Genomic DNA, 20,468 nt, shown 5'->3' with positions numbered 1-20,468 from the left:
TATGAGTATAGAGACTATGAGAGAACTTCAAGCTTATGGCTTTTATATAATGTTAGTAGCTATGGTGGTTATACTATATAGCTACTGGTTTCATTTAAAAAGGTCAGAAAAAGTAGGCAGAAAAGATTATGAAAAATACTCAAATTTAGCCTTAAATGATAATTTACAAGATGATGTTCTTGAGAGTCTCTCATCTTCAGACAAAGATGATAATAGGAGCGTTAAAAAATGAAATGGTTTAATCTAGAAGACAATGTAAATTCGCTTTCTATTCTTGGTGCTATAGCTATTATCTTATTGACCTTGATTGTCGTAGGTAGGCTATTTAAACTAATGAAAGTGAAAAAAGAAGGTGGCGAATTAAGTGAGCATAACTGGGATGGAATAGGCGAGTATAAAAACCCAATACCGGTTGGTTGGGCTGTGGTGTTTGTTTTGACTATAGCTTGGGCTATATGGTATTTCTTATTTGGTTATCCTTTAAATTCATATTCTCAAATTGGAGAATACAATGAAGAGGTAAAAAGATATAATGCAAACTTCCAAGCGAAATTTCACAATGCTACTAAAGATGAGTTAAAAGCTATTGGTGAGCAAGTATTTTTAGTCCAATGTGCGGCTTGCCATGGTATAACAGGCGATGGGATAAATGGCAAAGCGGCTAATTTGATAGAGTGGGGTAGCGAAAAAGGCATTTATGATGCTATTATCAAAGGCTCAAAAGGTCTAGGCTATCCACTAGGAGATATGCCAAATGCTGTTGATAATGGCATTGATGAGACTACTGCTAAGGCAATAGCTGCATTTACCGCTAAGGAGATAACGGCTATTAAATCTACTATAAATGAGGATTTAGTAGAGATTGGTCGTGCGGCATGGGCTACTTGTGCGGCTTGTCATGGAGAAGATGGTAAGGGTATGGATGGTATGGCTCCAGATCTTAGCACATATGGTTCAAGCGATTTTGTAGTAGAAGTTTTAAAACGCGGTAAGAGTGGTGATATCGGTCATATGCCTAAATTTACAGATACAGGACTTATTAATCCTACTCAAGAAAAAGCCGTTGGCGAATATATAATCTCGCTTTCAAAAGGAGAATAGTATGGAAAATATGAATAGATCTGTATTTGGTCTTGGCGGTGTTAGCGGTATGCTGATTGCTACTGTTCTTTTACTATCTATATTAGTTGTGCTTACATATCTTGGTATAGTAGCTCAGCAAGATGTAATGCAAAAACCATATAAATTAGTAGATCCATCATCTGTTGAGATGAGAAGTAGTGTTCAAAAAGCTGCTGAAGTTATGGTAATTAAGGAGTAAGATATGTCTAATTTACTAGAATCGTTGATTGTTATCGGACTTGTTATCGCAGCCGTTATCACTGCTTGGTCAGTTCTTACACCAAATAGTCTTTATATCGGATGATATTGTTTAATATTTTTAAGAGTGGCTTTATAGCTGCTCTTTTTGGTCTAGGTGCTTATGGCGTGGTTGTAGATAATGCTAATATTATAAGCGATGCGGTGGAGGTAAAATTAAATTTAATCGGCGAAGAGTTAAAGAGTAAAACTGGCGTTAGCTTGGATTTGCTTACTATATCTGATTTAAATGGTTCTACGCTAAAAGATGCCGCGTCTGGGCATATATCAACTTTAAAGCCACCTTATGTAGTTTTAGCTATATTTCCTAAAGACTTTTCTAGCAAGGCTGGTAAGCTTGATATTTTTGCTTCAAGTGATGCTTTGGGGCTTTTTGACAAAGAAGCCGTATTAAGCCCATTTCCGCAAACTGGCTCCATAATCCCACTGCTGACACAAAATAAGGGTAAGGATATTTATAATTCCTCTATGTTAAATGGCTATGCTGATATAGCCGACCAAATAGCATATAGCAAAAATATAAGCTTAGAAACCTCAATAGGCTCACAAAATAGAGACACTATAAATATCTTTAGATACTTAATATATGGGACAATCATTTTTGTGATTATTTTCTTAACTATTCGTAAATTTAAAAAGGCTAATAATGCAAACTCGTAAAACATTTTGGCCATATGGTATTTTAATCTCCATATTTGCCATAGTATGTGCTTGTGCTTACACTATATATTATTCGCTGGATTATCCTGTATATATGGATGATTACTACTTTGATAAGTATCAAAAAGTAGATAGCAAATTTAATGATATTCAAGCCGCACAATCAAATTTTAATAGAGAATTTAGCTTTGATTTAACTCCGCAAATTGAGCTAAATGGTGAGATTTTACCAAATGAAGTAGAAAAACTTCGTAAAAGAAAAACCGCCACAATAGTGCCATTAAACCAAGATTTTACTCTTAAATTTGATACAAATGCCACTAAATATAGTGCTAAAATATTACTCACTCGCCCAGATAGTAGCGAATTTGATAAAGAGTTAGCACCTCAAATTTTAGATGGTAAATTGATAATAAACAATCTTAATCTAACCAAAGCAGGTAGGTGGCAGATAAAGGTCAAACTCGCTGTTGATGAGAATAAAACTGGATTTTATCAAGTGGAGTTGTATGCCAAATAGGACGCTTTTTGTTCTTAGTTCATCTAGGAATGTAAGGGATTTTTACTCTAATGAGCTAGGGGCAAATTCGCTTTTGCCAAAAAGTATTAGTATAGCTGATTTTTTCACTCAAATTATCTATGTGCCTAATAGACGCTGTGCTACTCAAATAGAGTGTTTGCTCCATATGCAAACGGCAATTAGCAAGGTTAAAAATATCTCAAAAATCTTAAATATCAAAGATGAATTTTTGCTATTTTTAAAAAATTCACACTATCTTTTCTCATTTTTTAAAGAGCTTAGTAGAGAAAAATGCTCCATATCTGATTTAAATATGGCTGATACATACGCAAGCTATGAGGAGCATTTGGCTATTTTAGATAATTTGGGGCGGATTTATAAAAAGAGCTTAGAAGAGTTAAATTTATATGATGATATAGTAGTTAGCGATTGCTATGAGATTAATCTAAATTTTATTAATAATTTTGATAAGATTGAGTTTAGACTTGATGGGAATTTGACCGCTTTGGATTGGGAGATATTGATTAAGGTAAGTGAGCAAATTCCATTTATTATAAGCGTTGATTGTAGTAAATTTAATCAAAAAATTATAAAAGAGATTACCCATTTTACGGGTTTAAATTTAAAAATTGGCTATAGTTATAAGATTAATTTAAGCGATAGAATTATAGAAGAAGAGATAAAATTAAACACTCAGCCAACAATCAATCTTAAAGGATTTTCTCTTCGCAGCTTACAAGCGGCTTTTGTATTTGATGAGATTTCTAAGATGGTTAAGAGTGGAATAGAGCCGCAAAATATCGCCGTGATACTACCTGATGAGAGCTTTGCTTTGATACTACAAAATCTTGATGAGAATAATATGCTAAATTACGCTATGGGTAAAAGCTTGAAAAATAGCCCTATTTATATAATTTTGCATAGCATAAAAGAGGCAGTTATAGAAGAGCTAGAGTATGAATTTGATGAGAATTATATCAAAAAAGCCAAAAATCCAAACCAAATAATCGCCACTTTAAATGACTTCAAGCTACCTGTGCAGCTATATGGCGATATAAAAAATATATTTTATAGCAAGGCTGATTTTGATAGTTTTGAGAATTTGATAAAATCCATATCAAACTGCGTGAAAATAGATTCTGAAGTGGCTGAGATTATCCAAGGTGAATTATTTACCATTAAAAATCTTTTGCGTCAAATTGAGCTTAAATTTAGCGATATTTTTGAGCTATTTTTGCTTAATATCTCGACTAAAACCCAAAGTATGGTTGGTGGGGGATTGGTAACTGCGATGGGAATTTTAGAGAGTCGCTCAAAGGCGTATGATGGGGTGATAATTGTAGATTTTAATGACTCATTTGTGCCAAAAAGAAGCCATAAAGAGATGTTTTTAAGCTCATCAGTTAGGAAAAATGCTGGATTAATCAGCCATAGTGATAGGGAAAATTTACAAAGATTTTATTATGAAAGCCTGATAAATAGGGCTAAGATGGTATCTATTAGCCATGTTGAGAATGATGAGCAGATGGTATCTAGATTTATTAAGGATTTTAAAAATATCACCCATATTCAAATTCCGCAAATTTCATATGAAAACTCGCTTTATAAAGGCGGAAAATCTATTATTTTAGAGCCTAGCCAAATTATATTAGAGCACGATTTCTTTGATTCTCCAATCTCATTTAGTCGCTTAAATACATATATTAAATGCCCAAGGCAATACTACTATAAATACATTAAAAATATTAGCCAAGATAGATTTAGCGATAAAGAGGCGGTTGAGTTTGGAAGTGCTGTGCATAATGCATTACAAGAGTATTTTGAGAAATCCCCAGATAAATTTAATAAAGATGAATTTTTAAAGCTATATAGCAAGTATGAAGATAGCGATACAACCTTGAAAAATGAGCTTTTTAAGATTAAGCTTGATGAGTTTGAAATTGAGCAAAATAGCCATTTTGATGATGGTTTTAGTGTTTTGGCTTGTGAGATGGAGATTGAAGCTAAGTTTAATGGAATTCCTATCAAAGGCAAGATTGATAGGGTGGATACAAATGGCGATGAGATTTGGCTGATTGATTATAAAAGCGGAAGTGTAGATGGGGCATCACTCCAACTAGCATTTTACGAAGCGCTTTATATGGCGAAATTTAATATAGAAGCTAAAGGCTTTTTCTACTCATTACAAGATAATAAATTTACACCAAATAAAAAAAGTATTGATGAATTAAGTAATACTTTAAAAAAGCTAAAAGATATTAATAAATCCAAAATTCCCTTTGAACAAGATACAAAGTCGTGTAATTATTGTCCTTATACTCAGATATGCTTAAGGGAATTAAAATGAGTTTTGAGAGCTATTTATGCCTAGAAGCAAGTGCTGGAAGCGGTAAGACATTTGCACTTTCTGTTAGATACATCGCCTTATTATTACAAGGCAATCACCCAAGCAAGATTCTTGCGCTAACTTTTACGAACAAAGCTGCCAATGAGATGTTTCATAGGATTATAACCACATTTTGTAATCTACATGAAGATAAGCAAAAAGGCGAGTTAGCAGAACTTTGTGAGCTTTTAGACAAGGAGCCTAAGCAGATTTTGGCTTTAAGAGATGAGATGATGGATGAGTTTTTATCAAGTGAGCTTAAAATATCCACATTTGACTCATTTTTTGCTACGATTCTTAGGCAATTTAGCTTAAATTTAGGCATTATGCCTGATTTTAATTCAGTAGAAAATAATAAAATATTAGTAAAGAATGAGTTTAAAAAACTGCTAATTTCTAACTCTATGATTACTAGCGTAGCTAAATATTTAAATAGCACAAATAGCAAGGAGAGCGATCTATTTGATAAGCTAGATATGCTTAGCCAGTGTAAATTTAAACCCTATAGCTCCATATGCCCTACCACCAAACTAGCGATGAAAAAGTATGAAGAGCTATGCGATGTAGCGTTAAAATTAAGTAGCCATAAGAACTATATAAAGAATTTTAATAAAAATTTAAGCTTAAAAGATATAGTTGAAAAGCCAATTGTCAAAGCTATAAATACAGATTATTTTGAAAAAGTAATTGATAATGCCGAGTTTAATAGTGCTAGAGATGCATTTATAAGTGCGGCTAAAGAGTATTATCTAGCTCTTGAGAAGTATGAAATAGCTCAAATTTCAAATTTGATTAAACTATATAAACAAGCTATTATAAATGTAAATCGCCGTGAAAATAGCTTGAGTTTTGCTGATATTGCAAACTGGGTAAATGAGCTACTAACGAGCAAAAATAAGCAAGATATTGATATGCTATATTTTCGCCTTGATGCTAGGATTAAGCATATTTTGATTGATGAATTTCAAGATACTAGCGTAAATCAGTATGAGATTTTAGAGCCATTAATCGCTGAAAGTGTGGCTGGAATAGGGCAAAGTGGTCTTGGGAGCTTCTTTTATGTAGGCGATACAAAGCAGAGTATTTATAGATTTCGTGGTGGGCAAAGTGGGCTTTTTAATAAGCTCAAAGATGATTTTTCACAGATCAAAACTCAAAATTTAGGTAAAAATTATCGCAGCGATAAGTTCATAGTAGAGTATGTAAATAATATTTTTAGATCAAAATATACAAACTATATAGATCAAATTCCAAATAGCAAAGATGATGGCTATGTAAAGGTTGATAGATTTGATTTTAATGAGTATTTGGATAAAATTTATGAAAATATCACCCATCTAAGCCAATCTGGCGTAGCATATAGCGATATGGCGATACTTTGCTGGAAAAATGATGATATTTATAAAATTAAGAATTTTTTAGAATCTAAAGGCTTGATAGTATCTACGCAGATGACAAATATGCTTATTAAAAGTGCTAATGTAGCTGCTGTGGTGGCATTTGTCAAATATTGTATTTTAGGTGATGAGATTTACTCCTTAATAGTCTATGAGATTTTAAAAAGCAAAAATGATAAATTAGAGTTAAAAATCGACGCCCCCATCTCTAGCACTCTTAAATTTATCGCAAAATATCTTGGCATTGAGCCTTATGATATTGATATGCTAAAGCTATATGAGATTAGCAATAACTATAGCGATATATATGATTTTATTTTTAATATTGATGAGGATCAGACCAAAAGTGCTAAAAGTAGCCAAAACGGCATTACTATAATGACACTTCATAAGAGCAAAGGGTTGCAATTTGACCATGTGATTGTGATGGATAGTATAGCAAAATCTAGTGTAGATAAGAATAAATTTCTAATTGAGTATGATTTAAATTCAAATAGATGGGAGATTAGATTAAATAATAAAGCTTTTGAGAATTTAGGCGATGAGAGTTATATAAAGCTTAAAAATAGACAAAAAGAGCTTGATAAAATTGATAAGATAAATGCACTCTATGTCGCACTAACTAGAGCAAAGCATAGCTTAATAATCTTAGCAAAAGATGATCCAAATGGCAAGAATATATCATATTTTACGCAATATATAAGTAATCATAATACAGTGGAGTATCTAAATTTAGATGAGTGTGAGCTAGGAAGTATAAAACCAGCCATTAAAGAGCAAGAGAGTAGCTTGGTTAAGCCAGTTGAGCTTGAGCCATTTATCAAGGTAGCTCGTCAAGAGATTGTAAAAGATGATGAGATAAAAAGTGAGAAAAATCTAGATTTAATATATTTTGGAAATGCGTTACACTACTATCTTGAGAGTTTAAATTTTAATGATATAAAATCACAAAAAATAGCTAATAATTGCCTATATAATAGATTTGGGGCATATCTTGATAGTGATTGTTTAGAAGATATTATATCAAGGGCTAATAGACTTATAAATAATATAGAATTTTTAGAAATTATAGATGGCAAAGAGCTATATAAAGAGCAAGAAATTGGCTTTAATGGAGCATTAAAACGCATAGATTTGCTCTGTATGAATGAGAGCGAAATTTATATCGTTGATTATAAAAGTTCAGATAAAAATTTAGATAAAGATAGGGCTCAAGTGGAGCAATATTTGGAAATTTTATCCCAAATTTATCCAGATAAATCAGTTAAGGCGGCTATAATTTATATATTAAGTGAAAAGATTCAAATTTTAAAACTCTAATATAAAATTTTACTTAAATTCAGCTATTTTTAAGTAAATCTCGCTATAATTTCAGCTCTTAAATTAATATAGATAAAAGGCAAGATTATGACAAAGATAACAAAGCCAAATGAAGTAAAACGAGATTGGATAGTTCTTGATGCTTCTGGAAAGAGATTTGGTAGATTGCTAACTGAAGCCGCTACACTACTTCGTGGCAAACATAAGCCAGGATTTAGCCCAAATGTTGATTGTGGCGATTATGTAATCATCATTAATGCTAGTAAAGCAGAATTTACAGGTGCTAATAAAGCTCAAGAGAAGTTATATCATAGACATTCAGGCTATTTTGGAAGTGTAAAGAGTGAGAAATTTGGTGATTTATTAGCAAATAAACCTGAGAAACTTTATAAATTAGCAGTTCGTGGTATGCTACCTAAGACAAAATTAGGCAAAGAGATGCTTAAAAAATTAAAAATTTATGCTGGTAGTGAGCATCCGCACACTGCACAAATAGCTAAAGAAGGAAAATAATAATGGCAACAACATACGCAACAGGTAAAAGAAAAACAGCAGTTGCTAAGGTTTGGGTAAAACCAGGTAGCGGCAAAATCACAGTAAATGGTATGGATCTAAATAGCTGGCTTGGCGGACACGAAGCTATCAAATTAAAAGTAGTTCAACCCCTACTAGTAACAAAGCAAGAGACTTCTATGGATATAACTGCTACAACTTTAGGCGGTGGATATTCAGCTCAAGCAGAAGCACTTCGCCATGGTATCTCAAGAGCGTTAGCTTCTATTGATGCTACTTTTAGAGCTGCTCTTAAACCACAAGGTCTTCTAACTCGCGATAGCCGTGTTGTTGAGCGTAAAAAATATGGTCGCAGAAAAGCAAGAAGAAGCCCACAATTCTCAAAAAGATAATATCTTTATCAAATTTCCAAAAGCTTTTTTGGCTTTTGGATCTCTTTTAAAATTTAATTTTCTATATTTAGTAAAAATTTATAATAGATTTTCATTAAGTTAATATTGTTTGCTTATAATTCCAATGTCCAACAGATAAACCTCCTTTTTGTAATAGTTTCGGAGTTGAGATTTCAACTCCGATTTTTCATCTCATTTATCAATCTTTTATATTGTTTTAAAGCGATTTAATGTATCATTCCTATATCAATCTATAATTGATTATAAAGGAATTAATATGAAAAAAATCGTTTTGGCACTTTGTGCGGCTTCAGCACTATTTGCAACTGACAAGTATGAATTAACCATAGTTGGCGGATACGCTCATCCAGAAGGAACTCAAGGCATTGATGACCAAAAATTAATAGGTCTTAGATTAGGCCGAAATCTAGATCTATCATGGCTAAGCCAAATTGAGTTAGGATTTGACTATACTCCAAAGGCTACATTTGAAGATCAAAATGGCAAAGCAGTAGGATATGATACAAGAATTGCTAGATATTTTGTAAATTTAGTCAAAGATTTTGCCTTAACTGATAGATTTTCTATCTATGCTTTAGCAGGTGCTGGCTATCAAGATCTTAGTCGTGAGGCAAATGATGCTGGTGATGATGGATTTGGTCAAGCTGGTCTTGGATTTAAATTTAAAGTTGTAGATAATTTCTCTCTTAAATTAGAAGCTAGAGATGCTATTAATTTTAAAGACGGAGATAACACATTTTTATACACTTTAGGTTTTGCTAGTAGCTTTGGTAGCTCATCAAAAGCTGAGCCTATCGCCACTCCAGTAGCACCTACTCAACCAAATTTAGTAGATGGCGATGATGATAATGATGGTGTATTAAATAGCAAAGATAGATGTCCAAATACCCCAGCTGGAGCTGTAGTTGATGAAAATGGTTGTGAAAAAGTAATTAGATTAAACCTAAATTTACATGCCAATTTCGCAAGTGATAGTGCAACTCTAACTCCAGAATATATCGCTAAAATCGATGAAGTAGCTAAGGTTTTAAATGCAAATCAAGAGTATAAAGTCATATTAGAGGGTCATACTGACTCTACTGGCTCACAAGAGTATAACCAAAAACTATCTGAAAGAAGAGCTAACGCAGTCGCGGCCGAGCTAATCAAAATGGGTGTAAGCAAAGATAGAATTCAAACGATTGGTTATGGCGAATTATCCCCAATTGCTACAAATAAAACTAAAGAGGGACGCGCTCAAAATCGCCGTGTTGATGCTAAATTTAGAAATTAATTATGCAGATTATAACCGGTTTTGATTATACGGTCATATTGGCATTACTTGCCAAATATGGCCTTAGACTTCTCTTTTCACTACTTATATTTCTTATTGGAAAGTGGGTTGTAGGTAGAATTTGTCTTATTTTACAAAGAGTTATTATTAGAGCTAAAGTTGATAAATTAATAGCTAGTTTTATCATCAATGCAGCCAAAACCATCCTTTTAATCATAGTTATTATCGCCGCACTTGCTAACCTTGGCATTGAAACTACATCATTTATAGCTATGTTTGGTGCAATCGGACTTGGCATAGGAATGACATTTAAGGATTCATTTAGCAATGTTGGTGCTGGGATTTTGATTCTATTTTTTAGACCATTTAAAATTGGAGATAGTGTAGAGATTGGCGGTAGTAGCGGTGTTGTTAGTGAGCTAAATTTATTTAATATGTGTATAGCAACTAGCGATGGCAAAAGCATAATTATCCCAAATAAACAGGTTATAAATAGCAAAATTATCAATTTTTCTATAACTCCCACAAGGCGGATTGATCTATCTTTTAGCGTTGATTATAAAGATGATTTGAAGTTAGCAAAAGAGCTGATATTAAATTTAGCAATCAAAAATGAGCTAATATTAAAAGACCCAATTCCAAGCGTATCAGTAAGCGCCCTTGGAGAGCATAGCGTTGATTTAGTGGCTAAATTTTGGGTGCTTAATGAGAATTATACTTCAGCACAATCTTCTATGCTTGAGAGTGTGAAAATTGCATTTGACGAAAGTGGAATTAGCATACCATATCCAAAGATTATAACTCATCATATTTATGAAAAAAGAGATGATAATGAGCAATAAACCTACCATTTTATTTGATCTTGATGGGACGCTTATAGACTCTACGGAGGCTATTTTAAACGGATTTTATAAAGCTTTTAAAGAGCATAATCTTACCCAACCTACAAAGAAGCAAATCTGTTCGCTAATTGGCCATCCGCTTGAGTATATGTTTGCTTCCCTTGGTGTGCCAAAGCACCTTATAGACTCCTTTATCTTAATTTACAAAGATGATTATAGGCAAAACTTTCTATCTCAAACTACTCTTTTGCCAGGCGGATTTGAAGCAGTTAGCAAGGCTAGTAAATTTGCAAATTTAGGTGTTGTTACTACTAAAACCTCTTTGTATTCTAAAAATTTGCTTGAAAATTTGGGAATTTTAAAATATTTTAGCGTTGTAATAGGTAGAGATGATGTAACTCACCCAAAGCCAAATCCAGAGCCGATTTTAAAGGCGTTAGAAGTAATTGGTAAAACTTCAAATATCTATATGATAGGAGATACACCAATGGATGCTAAAGCTGCTAAGAGTGCTGGTATTTTTAGTATCGGCGTTACTTGCGGATATGAAAGTAGGGAGAATTTGGAGTTGATTTGTGATTATGTTTGCTCTAGTGCCTTAAATGCTATAGAGTATATTATAGCTCAAAATATAGTTAATTTATAAACAATTCATTGAATTTTTATTTAAAACTTATAAATTTATTAAATAAATTCAGATAATTTTTTTCGATTATTTTGATATAAATTTATGGTAAAATCATATTTTGAGCTATTTAATATTAATATAACTGATAATTTATATAAAAATAAATTTATAATTAACCTAGTTTTTAAGTTTTTATAATATAATTACTAATCTTAAGTTAAGTAAAATAATTAAACCAAAATAAGTCTTTAAATTTCTATCTATTGTAGTAAAATTTAAGCTTAGAAAGGAAATATAGATGAATAAAATTATGAAGACCATGGATGGCAATGAAGCAGCAGCATATGCATCATATGCTTTTACTGAGGTTGCTGGAATATACCCCATAACTCCTAGCTCTCCTATGGCAGACCATGTGGATATATGGGCTAGTGAGGGTAAGAAAAATCTCTTTGGTATGCCTGTTAAAGTAGTAGAGATGCAAAGCGAAGCAGGAGCAGCTGGAACGGTGCATGGAAGCCTTCAAGCTGGAGCATTGACTACTACATTTACAGCCGCTCAAGGGCTATTGCTTAAAATTCCAAATATGTATAAAATCGCAGGTCAAATGCTACCAGGAGTAATCCATGTTGCGGCTCGCTCTATTGCTGCTCAAGCTCTATCTATATTTGGCGATCATCAAGATATATATGCTTGTAGGCAGACTGGTTTTGCTATGCTTGCAACTGGCTCAGTCCAAGAAGTAATGGATTTAGCTGGAGTAGCTCACCTTAGTGCTATTAAGGGTAGAGTGCCATTTATGCACTTCTTTGATGGGTTTAGAACTAGCCATGAAATTCAAAAAATCGAAGTGATGGATTATAGTGTATTTGATAGATTGCTTGATAAAGAGGCGGTTGAAGAGTTTAGACGCACTTCTATGAATCCAGAAAATCCAAAGATTAGAGGAACAGCCCAAAATGATGATATATACTTCCAAACTAGAGAGCTAACAAATAAATTTTATGACGCAATCCCTGATATCGTGGCGTATTATATGGATGAAATATCTAAGGTTGCAGGTAGGAAATACGCCCCATTTGTATATTATGGTGCCAAAGATGCCACTAGAGTTATCGTAGCAATGGGCTCAGTAACTCAAACTCTTGAAGAAGTGGTGGATTATCTAAATTCAAAAGGCGAAAAAGTAGGCGTGCTAAAAGTCCATCTATATAGACCATTTAGTATTAAGCATATGTTTGATGTAATGCCTACTTCAGTAGAAAAAATAGCAGTATTAGACCGCACTAAAGAGCCAGGCAGTTTAGGTGAGCCACTATATTTAGATATCAAAGCTGCATATTATGGCAAAGAAAATACCCCAATTATCGTAGGCGGAAGATATGGCTTAAGCTCAAAAGATGTCGATCCAGCTCAAATGTTAGCAGTTTATGAAAATTTAAATTCACCTACTCCAAAAGATGGATTTACAATAGGGATAATAGATGATGTTTCATTTACTTCATTACCAGTAGGGGATAAAATTTCACTAAGTGATAAAGATTGTATAGAGTGCTTATTTTATGGGCTTGGAGCCGATGGAACAGTAGGAGCAAATAAAAACTCAATTAAAATTATAGGGGACAAAACAGACTTATACGCTCAAGCATATTTTGCTTATGATAGTAAAAAATCAGGTGGCTATACTAGAAGCCATTTAAGATTTGGCAAAAACCCTATCCGCTCTACATATTTAGTATCAAATCCGCATTTTATAGCATGTTCTGTGGCGGCATATTTGGATATTTATGATGTGGTAGATGGGTTAAGAGATGGGGGGACATTTTTATTAAATTCCATCTGGGACGCTAAAAAAACGATAGAGAAAATCCCAAATAGAGTAAAACGCATTCTAGCACAAAAAAACGCAAATTTCTATATCCTAAATGCTACCAAATTAGCTTATGAAATAGGTCTAGGAAATCGCACAAATACAATTATGCAATCGGCATTTTTCAAGCTTTCAGGCATTATAGACTATGAAGAAGCTCAAAAATATATGAAAGAGTATGCTTACAAAACCTATCATAAAAAGGGCGATAAAATTGTAGAGATGAACTATAGAGCCATTGATGAGGGTGCTAGTGAGCTTGTAAAAATCGATATTGATCCAAGCTGGGTAAATTTAAGCGATGATGTAAAAGAGGATAAATACAAAGGTAGCGATTTTGTAGAAAATATCGTTAAGCCTATGAACGCAGCTCGTGGGGATTATTTGCCAGTTTCAGCCTTTGTGGGATATGAAGATGGCTCTTTTGAATCTGGCACAACAGAATTTGAAAAGCGAGGCGTAGGGGTAATGGTGCCAAAATGGATAGAGGAGAATTGTATCCAGTGTAATCAATGTGCCTTTGTATGTCCTCACGCTGTTATTAGACCATTTTTAATAGATGAAAATGAGATGGCAAATGCCCCACAAGGCGTAAAAGATAGAGCAATTGACGCTAAAGGCAAGGAGCTAACTGGATTAAAATATAAAATTCAAGTAAGCCCACTAGATTGTACAGGCTGTGAGCTGTGTGCTCATGAGTGCCCAAGCAAAGAGAAATCCCTAGTAATGGTGCCACTAAATGGCGAGATAGAAAAGGGTGAGCAAGAAAATGCTGATTATCTATTTAAAAAAGTAGTATATAAAGATGATTTGATGAATAAGCAAAGTGTCAAAGGCTCAGGCTTTGCTCAACCTTTATTTGAATTTCACGGCGCATGTCCTGGATGCGGTGAAACTCCATATATCACCCTAATTACAAGACTGTTTGGAGAGCAATTAATGGTAGCTAATGCTACTGGATGTAGCTCTATTTATGGTGGATCAGCCCCGTCGGCTCCATATAGAAAATCTAATAAAACTGGCAACGGCGTAGCATGGGCGAATTCGCTTTTTGAAGATAATGCTGAGTTTGGTATGGGTATGGAGATAGCTATGCAAACTATCCGCAATAGAGTAGAGAGCATTATGCTAAATACCAAAGACAAAGCACCAAACGCTATTGCTGCTTTATATAATGACTGGCTAGCTAATAAAAATGATAGGATCGCCACTCAAAGCATTAGAGATACCTTAGTCCCACTTCTTGAAGCAAATTCAAATTTTGAAGGGGCAAAAGAGCTTTTAAGCCTAAAGCAATACATAGCAAAAAAATCACAATGGATTATAGGTGGCGATGGCTGGGCTTATGATATTGGATATGGTGGGCTAGATCATGTATTAGCAAGTGGAGAAAATGTCAATGTCTTAGTGCTTGATACAGAGGTGTATTCAAACACAGGCGGTCAAAGCTCAAAATCTAGCCGAAGTGGCTCAGTAGCACAATTTAGCGCTAGTGGCAAGGCAGTCCAAAAGAAAGATTTGGGTCAAATTTCTATGACTTATGGTAATATTTTTGTAGCTCAAATCAATCTAAATGCTAGTCAAGCAAATGTTATAAAAGCTATCACCGCAGCTGAAGCATATGATGGCCCAAGCCTTATTATAGCTTACTCTCCATGTATCGCTCACGGCATTAAAGGCGGTCTTACTATGTCAGGAGAGCAAGCTGAGTTAGCCACGGCTTGTGGATACTGGCCGACATATGTATATGACCCAAGCCTAGTTTCGCAAGGTAAAAATCCGCTTAAAATTACCTCAAAAGAGCCTAACTGGGATAGATATGAGGAGTTTTTATTAAATGAAGTTCGCTATAACTCGCTTAAAAAGATAAATCCTAGTCACGCTGATGAGCTATTTGCTCAAAATTTAAGCGACGCTAAGCGACGCTATAGACAATTAAAACGCCTAGCCGCAGCTGATTATAGTGATGAGTTAAATTAAATTTAACTTTTTTGACTGATTATTTACCAAATCAGTTATATAATTTTGCTATTAACTGATTTGTTTTACTCCTTCATCGCCACGGAATTCCGTGGCTTATCACTTTTAATAGCTTCCATAAATCCATATTTTTTATTTTAAATTAAATTAAATTTAATTAATATTACAGATTTAAAATCAAATTTAAGTAAAACAATGAGATATAATAAATTTATAATTCGCCATCTAGGCATCTACTATATGCTAATTGCCTCTATGCTCTTTGCTGGGACTGGGGCATTATCGAAGATTTTAAGCAGTGAGCTTAGCTCCATTGAGATTGTCTTTTTCCGTAATATCATCGGGCTATTTCTTATTATTTTTATGATTTATCAAAAGCCACTTCATCAATCTGGTGGCAAATTTTGGCTACTTGCGTTTCGTGGGATTATAGGGACAATTGGGTTATATGCGTTTTTTTATAATATCGCTCATATAGACCTTGCGACAGCTTTTACATTTTCTAAGACTAGTCCGATTTTTACTGCTTTATTTGCGGCTTTTATCTTTAAAGAGAGGCTTAATTATCTTAGTTGGTTTGCGATTTTTATTGGGTTTGTTGGAATTTTGTTTGTAATCGAGCCAACACTTGGAATTAACAAAGATGAGTATATAGGTTTGCTTAGTGGGATTGGTGCGGCTCTTGCCTATACGAGCATTAGAGGACTTAGAAAGCACTATGATACTAGGGCAATTGTCTTATCATTTATGCTATGTGGGAGTGCCATTCCGCTACTATCAATGATTATTGGGAGCTTTTATTATAAGCCAAATTTGGATTTTTTGATTAGTCCATTTGTAATGCCTAGCTTAAATGGCTGGGGGCTAGTGATTGTGATGGGATTGCTTGCGACTGGGTTTCAAATCTATCTTACCAAAGCCTACGCCGCAAGCAAAAAAGCTGGTGTAGTAGCAGCTGTGGGATATAGCGATGTGGTTTTTAGTATGATTTTTGGGTTGATTTTAGGCGATTCTTTTCCTAGTTATTTGGCGTTTTTGGGTATTATAATGATTATTGGGGCTGGAGTTTTGGTCGCTTATCAAAAGTGATTTGGGGGCTAAATTTGATTTTAAGGAGTATTGTATGCCACAATCAAAACCAAAAATCGCCATCTTAGCCACAGGTGGAACTATTGCTGGTTATGTTGATAGCGCTATTGCTACGACTGGTTATAGGGCTGGGGCTTTTGGTGTAGAAGCTCTCATTGGTGGTATTTTAGAAATTCAAGATTTAGCCACTATAACTAGCAAGCAAATTTCAAATATCGATAGCGCAAATATGCGTGATGAAATTTGGCTAAAACTTGCTAGAGAGATTAATACTCTTTTTGATAATGGCATTGATGGGGTGGTGGTCACTCACGGCACAGATACTATGGAAGAGACGGCTTACTTTTTAAGCTTAACAATCAAAAGCCCTAAGCCTGTGATTTTAGTAGGTGCTATGCGACCTGCTACTGCGATGAGTGCTGATGGTCCTAAAAATCTCTACAACGCCGTAGCATTAGCGGCAAATCCAAGCGCTAAAGGCAAAGGCGTTATGGTAGCAATGAATGATAAAATTTTAAGTGCTAGAGGCGTGGTTAAAACCCATACTTTAAATTTAGACGCTTTCTCATCGCCTGATTTTGGTGATTTGGGTTATATCGTAGATGGTGAGGCGTTTTTTTATAATAACACTACAAAAGCACACACTAAAGATACTCCATTTGATATAAGCAAAATCACAAATTTGCCAAAAGTAGATATACTCTATAGTTATTCAAATGACGGCAACGCCGTAGCAGCAAAGGCTCTATTTGCTAATGGCACTAAGGGCATAGTAGTGGCTGGAAGTGGCGCTGGAAGCATACACGAAGATCAAAAAAACGCCCTAAAAGAGCTTATGAAGCAAGGACTTAAGGTAGTTGTAAGCTCACGAGTTGTAAGTGGTCGTGTAGCCATAAGCGATGCAGATAAAGAGCTTGGTTTTATCAGTGTTGGGGATTTAAATCCGCAAAAAGCTAGAGTTTTATTTATGTTAGCACTAAGTAAAACTAATAATACTCAAGAAATTCAAGATTATTTCTTAAAATATTAAATAGGTTTAGCAATATTTAGCTATAATTTGCCAATTAAAATTAAATTTAAGGTGTAAAGATGATATTAATAGCGGGGCCTTGTGTTATTGAGAGTAGGGATTTGGTTTTTAAAGTTGCTGAGAAATTAGCAGAAATAGCAAATTTAGATTGGATAGATTTTTATTTTAAATCCAGTTTTGATAAGGCTAATCGCACAAGTATTAGTAGCTTTAGGGGGCCAGGACTTGAAAATGGGCTAAAAATTTTAGATGAGGTCAAAAGAGAGTTTGGCTTTAAAATTTTAACTGACATTCACGAAAGCTATCAAGCCAAGCCCGCAGCACAAGTAGCAGATGCATTACAAATACCAGCGTTTTTATGTCGCCAGACAGATTTGCTTGTAGCAGCAGCTAAAACCAAAGCTATGGTAAATATCAAAAAGGGGCAATTTCTAAGCCCAGATGCGATGAAGCATAGCGTAAAAAAGGTCTTAGAAACAAGGGGAATAAGCGAATTTGGCTATGAAGTAGCTAGAGAAAATGGGGTATTTTTATGCGAGAGAGGCTCCACTTTTGGCTATGGAAATTTAGTAGTGGATATGAGAAGTTTGCCTATTATGAGGGAGTTTGCTCCTGTTGTTTTTGATGCGACTCATAGCGTTCAAATGCCAAGTGCGAATGGCTCTACAAGCGGTGGCGATAGTAGATTTGTGCCATATCTTGCTAGGGCTGCAGCGGCTGTGGGCGTAGATGGATTTTTCTATGAAACTCATATAAATCCATGCGAAGCTATGTGCGATGGCCCAAATATGCTTAGCCTAGATAAACTAAAATTAAATTTAGATGAGATAAAAAGGATTAGGGACGCTTTAAATGAGCAATAAGGGCTTTTTTTGGGTTATTGTTGGGGCTACATTTGAAGCGAGTTGGGCTTATGGATTAAAATACGCTAACGCTCCGCTTGAGTGGATTGCTACGGCTATTTTGGTCTGTTGTAGCTTTTTATCATTTATGCTAAGTTTTAAGTATCTTAGTGTGAGCGTGGCATATACTATGTTTATTGGCTTTGGGACTATATTTATAGTAGGTGCTGAGATTATCACTAACTATTTTAATAATGAGAGCATTAGCTTTCTTAGAATTTTATTTATTTTGCTTATTATCATCGGCGTCTTAGGGCTTAAAAGGAGCCAAGCATGATATATAGCATTGCACTATTTGGGGCTGGGGTTTGTGAAGTTTTAGGAGTTATTGTATTAAACCAAATGTCAAAAAGCAAAAGCATTGCTAAGCTCTTAAATTTCATACTCCTAATAGCTACTTTTGGTTGCTCTTTATCCTTACTTGGCTATGCTATGAATGAATTTGCAATGTCTGTAGCGTATGCGGTTTGGACTGGTATCGGTGCTGTTGGCGCTGTAGCCGTGGGGGTGGTCTTTAATGATGAGAAATTCACTATCCCAAAGGCGGTTTATCTATTTTTAATAATTTTTAGTGTAATAATGTTGAAATTAATTTAAGGAGTTAAGATGAATATAATAGAAGGAAATTTAGCCCTAAAAGGCGATGAAAAAATAGCTATAATCAACGCTAGATTTAACCACATTATCACAGATAGATTAGTTGAAGGGGCTAAAGACGCTTTTTTACGCCATGGTGGTAAAAGCGAGAATTTATCTTTGATTTTGGTGCCTGGGGCATTTGAGATACCAATGGCACTTCAAAGAGCCTTACAAAGTGGCAAATTTGATGCTGTAGTGTGCGTAGGTGCCGTGATCCGTGGCTCCACTCCGCATTTTGATTATGTCAGTGCTGAGACCACAAAAGGCATAGCCAATATAACGCTAAAATATGATAAGCCAGTAACCTTTGGCGTTTTAACCGTGGATAATCTAGAACAAGCCATCGAAAGAGCAGGCTCAAAAGCAGGAAATAAAGGCTTTGAAGCTATGGCTGGAGCTATTGAGTTGCTTGGTTTATATGAGAATTTAAAGGCTTAAAATGGCTACTAGACACCAAGTGAGACAATCTGTAGTAAGCTTACTCTACGCTAAAGAGATGGGTAGCGAGATGGAGCAATTTAGCAATGAATATTTAGAAGAAAAAAAGATTAGAAACGACCAAAAAAACTTCACAATCGCTTTATATAATGGAATTTTAGATAATCTTAATAGCATTGATACCTTGCTTAATAACTATCTTGGCAAGTGGAAGCTAGATCAAATCGGCAGTGTAGAAAGACAAATTCTACGCCTTGGAGCCTATGAGATGAGATATAGCGATATAGATTTAGCCATTGTGATAAATGAAGCTGTAATTTTAGCCAATGAGCTATCTTCTGAGTCTTCAATCAAGCTTATAAATGGCGTTTTAGATGCAATCGCAAAGGAGCTTAAATGAAGCTTTGTGTAGCACTAGATATGGCTAAAAAGGATGATTGTCTAGCTCTTGCTAGGGAGCTTAAAGGGCTTGATTTGTGGCTTAAAGTTGGGCTTAGAGCTTACCTTAGAGATGGGGCGAAATTTATAGAAGAGTTAAAAAATATTAGCGATTTTAAGATATTTTTAGACCTTAAAATTCACGATATACCAAACACTATGGCCGATGCTTGTGAAGTCATCTCATCGCTTGGCGTAGATATGATAAATATCCATGCAAGTGCTGGAGAAATAGCGATGAGAGCGGTTATGGATAGGCTAAATTTACTCCCCAAACGACCACTTATACTAGCAGTTTCAGCCTTGACTAGCTTTGATGATAGTGGATTTAAAGCTATTTATAACTCTGATATTAAAAAAAGCGTGATTAATATGTCTCAAATAGCGTATAAATCGGGCTTAGATGGAATGGTATGCTCAGTTTATGAAAGCCTAGCTATTAAAGGAGTCACAAGCGATAACTTCATCACTCTAACGCCTGGAATTCGCCCATTTGGCGAAGCAAACGCAGACCAAAAAAGGGTGGCTGATTTAGCTACAGCCATAGAAAATCACTCCGATTTTATCGTAGTTGGCAGACCTATATACACAGCTACCAATCCCAAAGAGATCGCTCAAAAGATACTAAGCCAAATTTAAGTAGCTTTTAAGTCTATAATTAGTATAATTCCACTTCTTTTTAGGACAGATGGGTGAGCGGCTGAAACCACACCCCTGCTAAGGGTGCAAGTCTTAATCGGGCTTCGAGGG

The 20,468-nt window shown here is 34.8% G+C and carries 21 protein-coding genes; all 21 read left to right on the top strand.

The window, feature by feature from the left end; genetic code table 11:
- The first annotated feature begins 1 nt into the window (after nt 1).
- The 21 genes from CSUIS19073_RS03000 to pyrF all read left to right on the top strand — a co-directional run bounded on the left by CSUIS19073_RS03000 (nt 2) and on the right by pyrF (nt 20,357).
- Nucleotides 2–232: a cytochrome c oxidase, cbb3-type, CcoQ subunit gene (locus tag CSUIS19073_RS03000; RefSeq protein WP_086237718.1), complete on the top strand. Its 231-nt coding sequence runs from the start codon at nt 2–4 to the stop codon at nt 230–232.
- Complete coding sequence (locus CSUIS19073_RS02995) at nt 229–1,101, top strand: cbb3-type cytochrome c oxidase N-terminal domain-containing protein (protein WP_086237717.1); 873 nt, start codon at nt 229–231, stop codon at nt 1,099–1,101. The genes CSUIS19073_RS03000 and CSUIS19073_RS02995 overlap by 4 nt, the downstream gene beginning before the upstream one ends.
- Nucleotide 1,102: 1 nt before the next feature.
- A complete protein-coding gene (locus tag CSUIS19073_RS02990; RefSeq protein WP_086237716.1) occupies nt 1,103–1,321 on the top strand; it encodes a DUF4006 family protein in 219 nt (72 codons plus the stop codon).
- 107 nt (nt 1,322–1,428) lie between these two features.
- Nucleotides 1,429–2,040, top strand: coding sequence for a TPM domain-containing protein (locus CSUIS19073_RS02980; protein ID WP_180379366.1), 612 nt, complete (start codon nt 1,429–1,431; stop codon nt 2,038–2,040).
- Nucleotides 2,027–2,560, top strand: coding sequence for a hypothetical protein (locus CSUIS19073_RS02975; RefSeq protein ID WP_086242190.1), 534 nt, complete (start codon nt 2,027–2,029; stop codon nt 2,558–2,560). The genes CSUIS19073_RS02980 and CSUIS19073_RS02975 overlap by 14 nt, the downstream gene beginning before the upstream one ends.
- A complete protein-coding gene (locus CSUIS19073_RS02970; RefSeq protein WP_180379365.1) occupies nt 2,514–4,907 on the top strand; it encodes a PD-(D/E)XK nuclease family protein in 2,394 nt (797 codons plus the stop codon). The genes CSUIS19073_RS02975 and CSUIS19073_RS02970 overlap by 47 nt, the downstream gene beginning before the upstream one ends.
- Complete coding sequence (locus CSUIS19073_RS02965; protein ID WP_180379364.1) at nt 4,904–7,663, top strand: RecB-like helicase; 2,760 nt, start codon at nt 4,904–4,906, stop codon at nt 7,661–7,663. The genes CSUIS19073_RS02970 and CSUIS19073_RS02965 overlap by 4 nt, the downstream gene beginning before the upstream one ends.
- Nucleotides 7,664–7,750: 87 nt before the next feature.
- Nucleotides 7,751–8,176, top strand: coding sequence for a 50S ribosomal protein L13 (gene rplM / locus CSUIS19073_RS02960; protein ID WP_086237711.1), 426 nt, complete (start codon nt 7,751–7,753; stop codon nt 8,174–8,176).
- Between the two features lie 2 nt (nt 8,177–8,178).
- Nucleotides 8,179–8,568, top strand: a complete 390-nt coding sequence (gene rpsI / locus CSUIS19073_RS02955; protein ID WP_086237710.1) for a 30S ribosomal protein S9 — start codon at nt 8,179–8,181, stop codon at nt 8,566–8,568.
- A 277-nt stretch (nt 8,569–8,845) separates the two neighbouring features.
- Nucleotides 8,846–9,862, top strand: a complete 1,017-nt coding sequence (locus tag CSUIS19073_RS02950) for an OmpA family protein (protein WP_086237709.1) — start codon at nt 8,846–8,848, stop codon at nt 9,860–9,862.
- A 38-nt stretch (nt 9,863–9,900) separates the two neighbouring features.
- Complete coding sequence (locus tag CSUIS19073_RS02945) at nt 9,901–10,704, top strand: mechanosensitive ion channel family protein (RefSeq protein ID WP_236845254.1); 804 nt, start codon at nt 9,901–9,903, stop codon at nt 10,702–10,704.
- Nucleotides 10,694–11,350 (top strand): HAD family hydrolase, encoded by a 657-nt coding sequence (locus CSUIS19073_RS02940; protein ID WP_086242187.1) that lies wholly within the window; start codon nt 10,694–10,696, stop codon nt 11,348–11,350. Before CSUIS19073_RS02945 ends, CSUIS19073_RS02940 begins: the two co-directional genes overlap by 11 nt.
- 280 nt (nt 11,351–11,630) lie before the next feature.
- Nucleotides 11,631–15,182 carry a pyruvate:ferredoxin (flavodoxin) oxidoreductase gene (nifJ, locus tag CSUIS19073_RS02935; protein WP_086242186.1) on the top strand — a complete coding sequence of 1,184 codons (3,552 nt, stop codon included), beginning with the start codon at nt 11,631–11,633 and terminating at the stop codon, nt 15,180–15,182.
- Nucleotides 15,183–15,377: 195 nt separating this feature from the next.
- Complete coding sequence (locus CSUIS19073_RS02930) at nt 15,378–16,271, top strand: DMT family transporter (RefSeq protein ID WP_086242185.1); 894 nt, start codon at nt 15,378–15,380, stop codon at nt 16,269–16,271.
- Between the two features lie 34 nt (nt 16,272–16,305).
- Nucleotides 16,306–17,301 carry a type II asparaginase gene (locus CSUIS19073_RS02925; protein ID WP_086242184.1) on the top strand — a complete coding sequence of 332 codons (996 nt, stop codon included), beginning with the start codon at nt 16,306–16,308 and terminating at the stop codon, nt 17,299–17,301.
- A gap of 59 nt (nt 17,302–17,360) precedes the next feature.
- Nucleotides 17,361–18,164 (top strand): 3-deoxy-8-phosphooctulonate synthase, encoded by an 804-nt coding sequence (gene kdsA, locus CSUIS19073_RS02920; RefSeq protein WP_086237703.1) that lies wholly within the window; start codon nt 17,361–17,363, stop codon nt 18,162–18,164.
- Entirely contained in the window at nt 18,154–18,480 is a 327-nt protein-coding gene (locus tag CSUIS19073_RS02915; protein WP_086242183.1) for an SMR family transporter, read from the top strand. Before kdsA ends, CSUIS19073_RS02915 begins: the two co-directional genes overlap by 11 nt.
- Nucleotides 18,477–18,800 (top strand): DMT family transporter, encoded by a 324-nt coding sequence (locus tag CSUIS19073_RS02910; RefSeq protein WP_086242182.1) that lies wholly within the window; start codon nt 18,477–18,479, stop codon nt 18,798–18,800. The genes CSUIS19073_RS02915 and CSUIS19073_RS02910 overlap by 4 nt, the downstream gene beginning before the upstream one ends.
- Before the next feature lie 9 nt (nt 18,801–18,809).
- Nucleotides 18,810–19,280 (top strand): 6,7-dimethyl-8-ribityllumazine synthase, encoded by a 471-nt coding sequence (gene ribH, locus CSUIS19073_RS02905; protein WP_086237700.1) that lies wholly within the window; start codon nt 18,810–18,812, stop codon nt 19,278–19,280.
- A gap of 1 nt (nt 19,281) precedes the next feature.
- Complete coding sequence (gene nusB, locus CSUIS19073_RS02900) at nt 19,282–19,680, top strand: transcription antitermination factor NusB (RefSeq protein WP_086242181.1); 399 nt, start codon at nt 19,282–19,284, stop codon at nt 19,678–19,680.
- Nucleotides 19,677–20,357: an orotidine-5'-phosphate decarboxylase gene (gene pyrF / locus CSUIS19073_RS02895; protein ID WP_086242180.1), complete on the top strand. Its 681-nt coding sequence runs from the start codon at nt 19,677–19,679 to the stop codon at nt 20,355–20,357. Before nusB ends, pyrF begins: the two co-directional genes overlap by 4 nt.
- Nucleotides 20,358–20,468: the final 111 nt, after the last annotated feature.

The organism is Campylobacter sp. RM19073, assembly GCF_024723495.1.
Classification (GTDB): Bacteria; Campylobacterota; Campylobacteria; order Campylobacterales; family Campylobacteraceae; genus Campylobacter; species Campylobacter porcelli.
Note: the sequence above shows the minus strand (reverse complement) of the source record. Positions and strands in the feature narration are given on the sequence as shown.

What these genes read in the sequence shown, in the direction of transcription:
- CSUIS19073_RS03000 (WP_086237718.1), top strand. Translation starts at nt 2, where the DNA reads ATGAGTATAGAGACTATGAGAGAACTTCAAGCTTATGGCTTTTATATA.
- CSUIS19073_RS02995 (WP_086237717.1), top strand. Translation starts at nt 229, where the DNA reads ATGAAATGGTTTAATCTAGAAGACAATGTAAATTCGCTTTCTATTCTT.
- CSUIS19073_RS02990 (WP_086237716.1), top strand. Translation starts at nt 1,103, where the DNA reads ATGGAAAATATGAATAGATCTGTATTTGGTCTTGGCGGTGTTAGCGGT.
- CSUIS19073_RS02975 (WP_086242190.1), top strand. Translation starts at nt 2,027, where the DNA reads ATGCAAACTCGTAAAACATTTTGGCCATATGGTATTTTAATCTCCATA.
- CSUIS19073_RS02970 (WP_180379365.1), top strand. Translation starts at nt 2,514, where the DNA reads ATGAGAATAAAACTGGATTTTATCAAGTGGAGTTGTATGCCAAATAGG.
- CSUIS19073_RS02965 (WP_180379364.1), top strand. Translation starts at nt 4,904, where the DNA reads ATGAGTTTTGAGAGCTATTTATGCCTAGAAGCAAGTGCTGGAAGCGGT.
- rplM (WP_086237711.1), top strand. Translation starts at nt 7,751, where the DNA reads ATGACAAAGATAACAAAGCCAAATGAAGTAAAACGAGATTGGATAGTT.
- rpsI (WP_086237710.1), top strand. Translation starts at nt 8,179, where the DNA reads ATGGCAACAACATACGCAACAGGTAAAAGAAAAACAGCAGTTGCTAAG.
- CSUIS19073_RS02950 (WP_086237709.1), top strand. Translation starts at nt 8,846, where the DNA reads ATGAAAAAAATCGTTTTGGCACTTTGTGCGGCTTCAGCACTATTTGCA.
- CSUIS19073_RS02940 (WP_086242187.1), top strand. Translation starts at nt 10,694, where the DNA reads ATGAGCAATAAACCTACCATTTTATTTGATCTTGATGGGACGCTTATA.
- nifJ (WP_086242186.1), top strand. Translation starts at nt 11,631, where the DNA reads ATGAATAAAATTATGAAGACCATGGATGGCAATGAAGCAGCAGCATAT.
- CSUIS19073_RS02930 (WP_086242185.1), top strand. Translation starts at nt 15,378, where the DNA reads ATGAGATATAATAAATTTATAATTCGCCATCTAGGCATCTACTATATG.
- CSUIS19073_RS02925 (WP_086242184.1), top strand. Translation starts at nt 16,306, where the DNA reads ATGCCACAATCAAAACCAAAAATCGCCATCTTAGCCACAGGTGGAACT.
- kdsA (WP_086237703.1), top strand. Translation starts at nt 17,361, where the DNA reads ATGATATTAATAGCGGGGCCTTGTGTTATTGAGAGTAGGGATTTGGTT.
- CSUIS19073_RS02915 (WP_086242183.1), top strand. Translation starts at nt 18,154, where the DNA reads ATGAGCAATAAGGGCTTTTTTTGGGTTATTGTTGGGGCTACATTTGAA.
- CSUIS19073_RS02910 (WP_086242182.1), top strand. Translation starts at nt 18,477, where the DNA reads ATGATATATAGCATTGCACTATTTGGGGCTGGGGTTTGTGAAGTTTTA.
- ribH (WP_086237700.1), top strand. Translation starts at nt 18,810, where the DNA reads ATGAATATAATAGAAGGAAATTTAGCCCTAAAAGGCGATGAAAAAATA.
- nusB (WP_086242181.1), top strand. Translation starts at nt 19,282, where the DNA reads ATGGCTACTAGACACCAAGTGAGACAATCTGTAGTAAGCTTACTCTAC.
- pyrF (WP_086242180.1), top strand. Translation starts at nt 19,677, where the DNA reads ATGAAGCTTTGTGTAGCACTAGATATGGCTAAAAAGGATGATTGTCTA.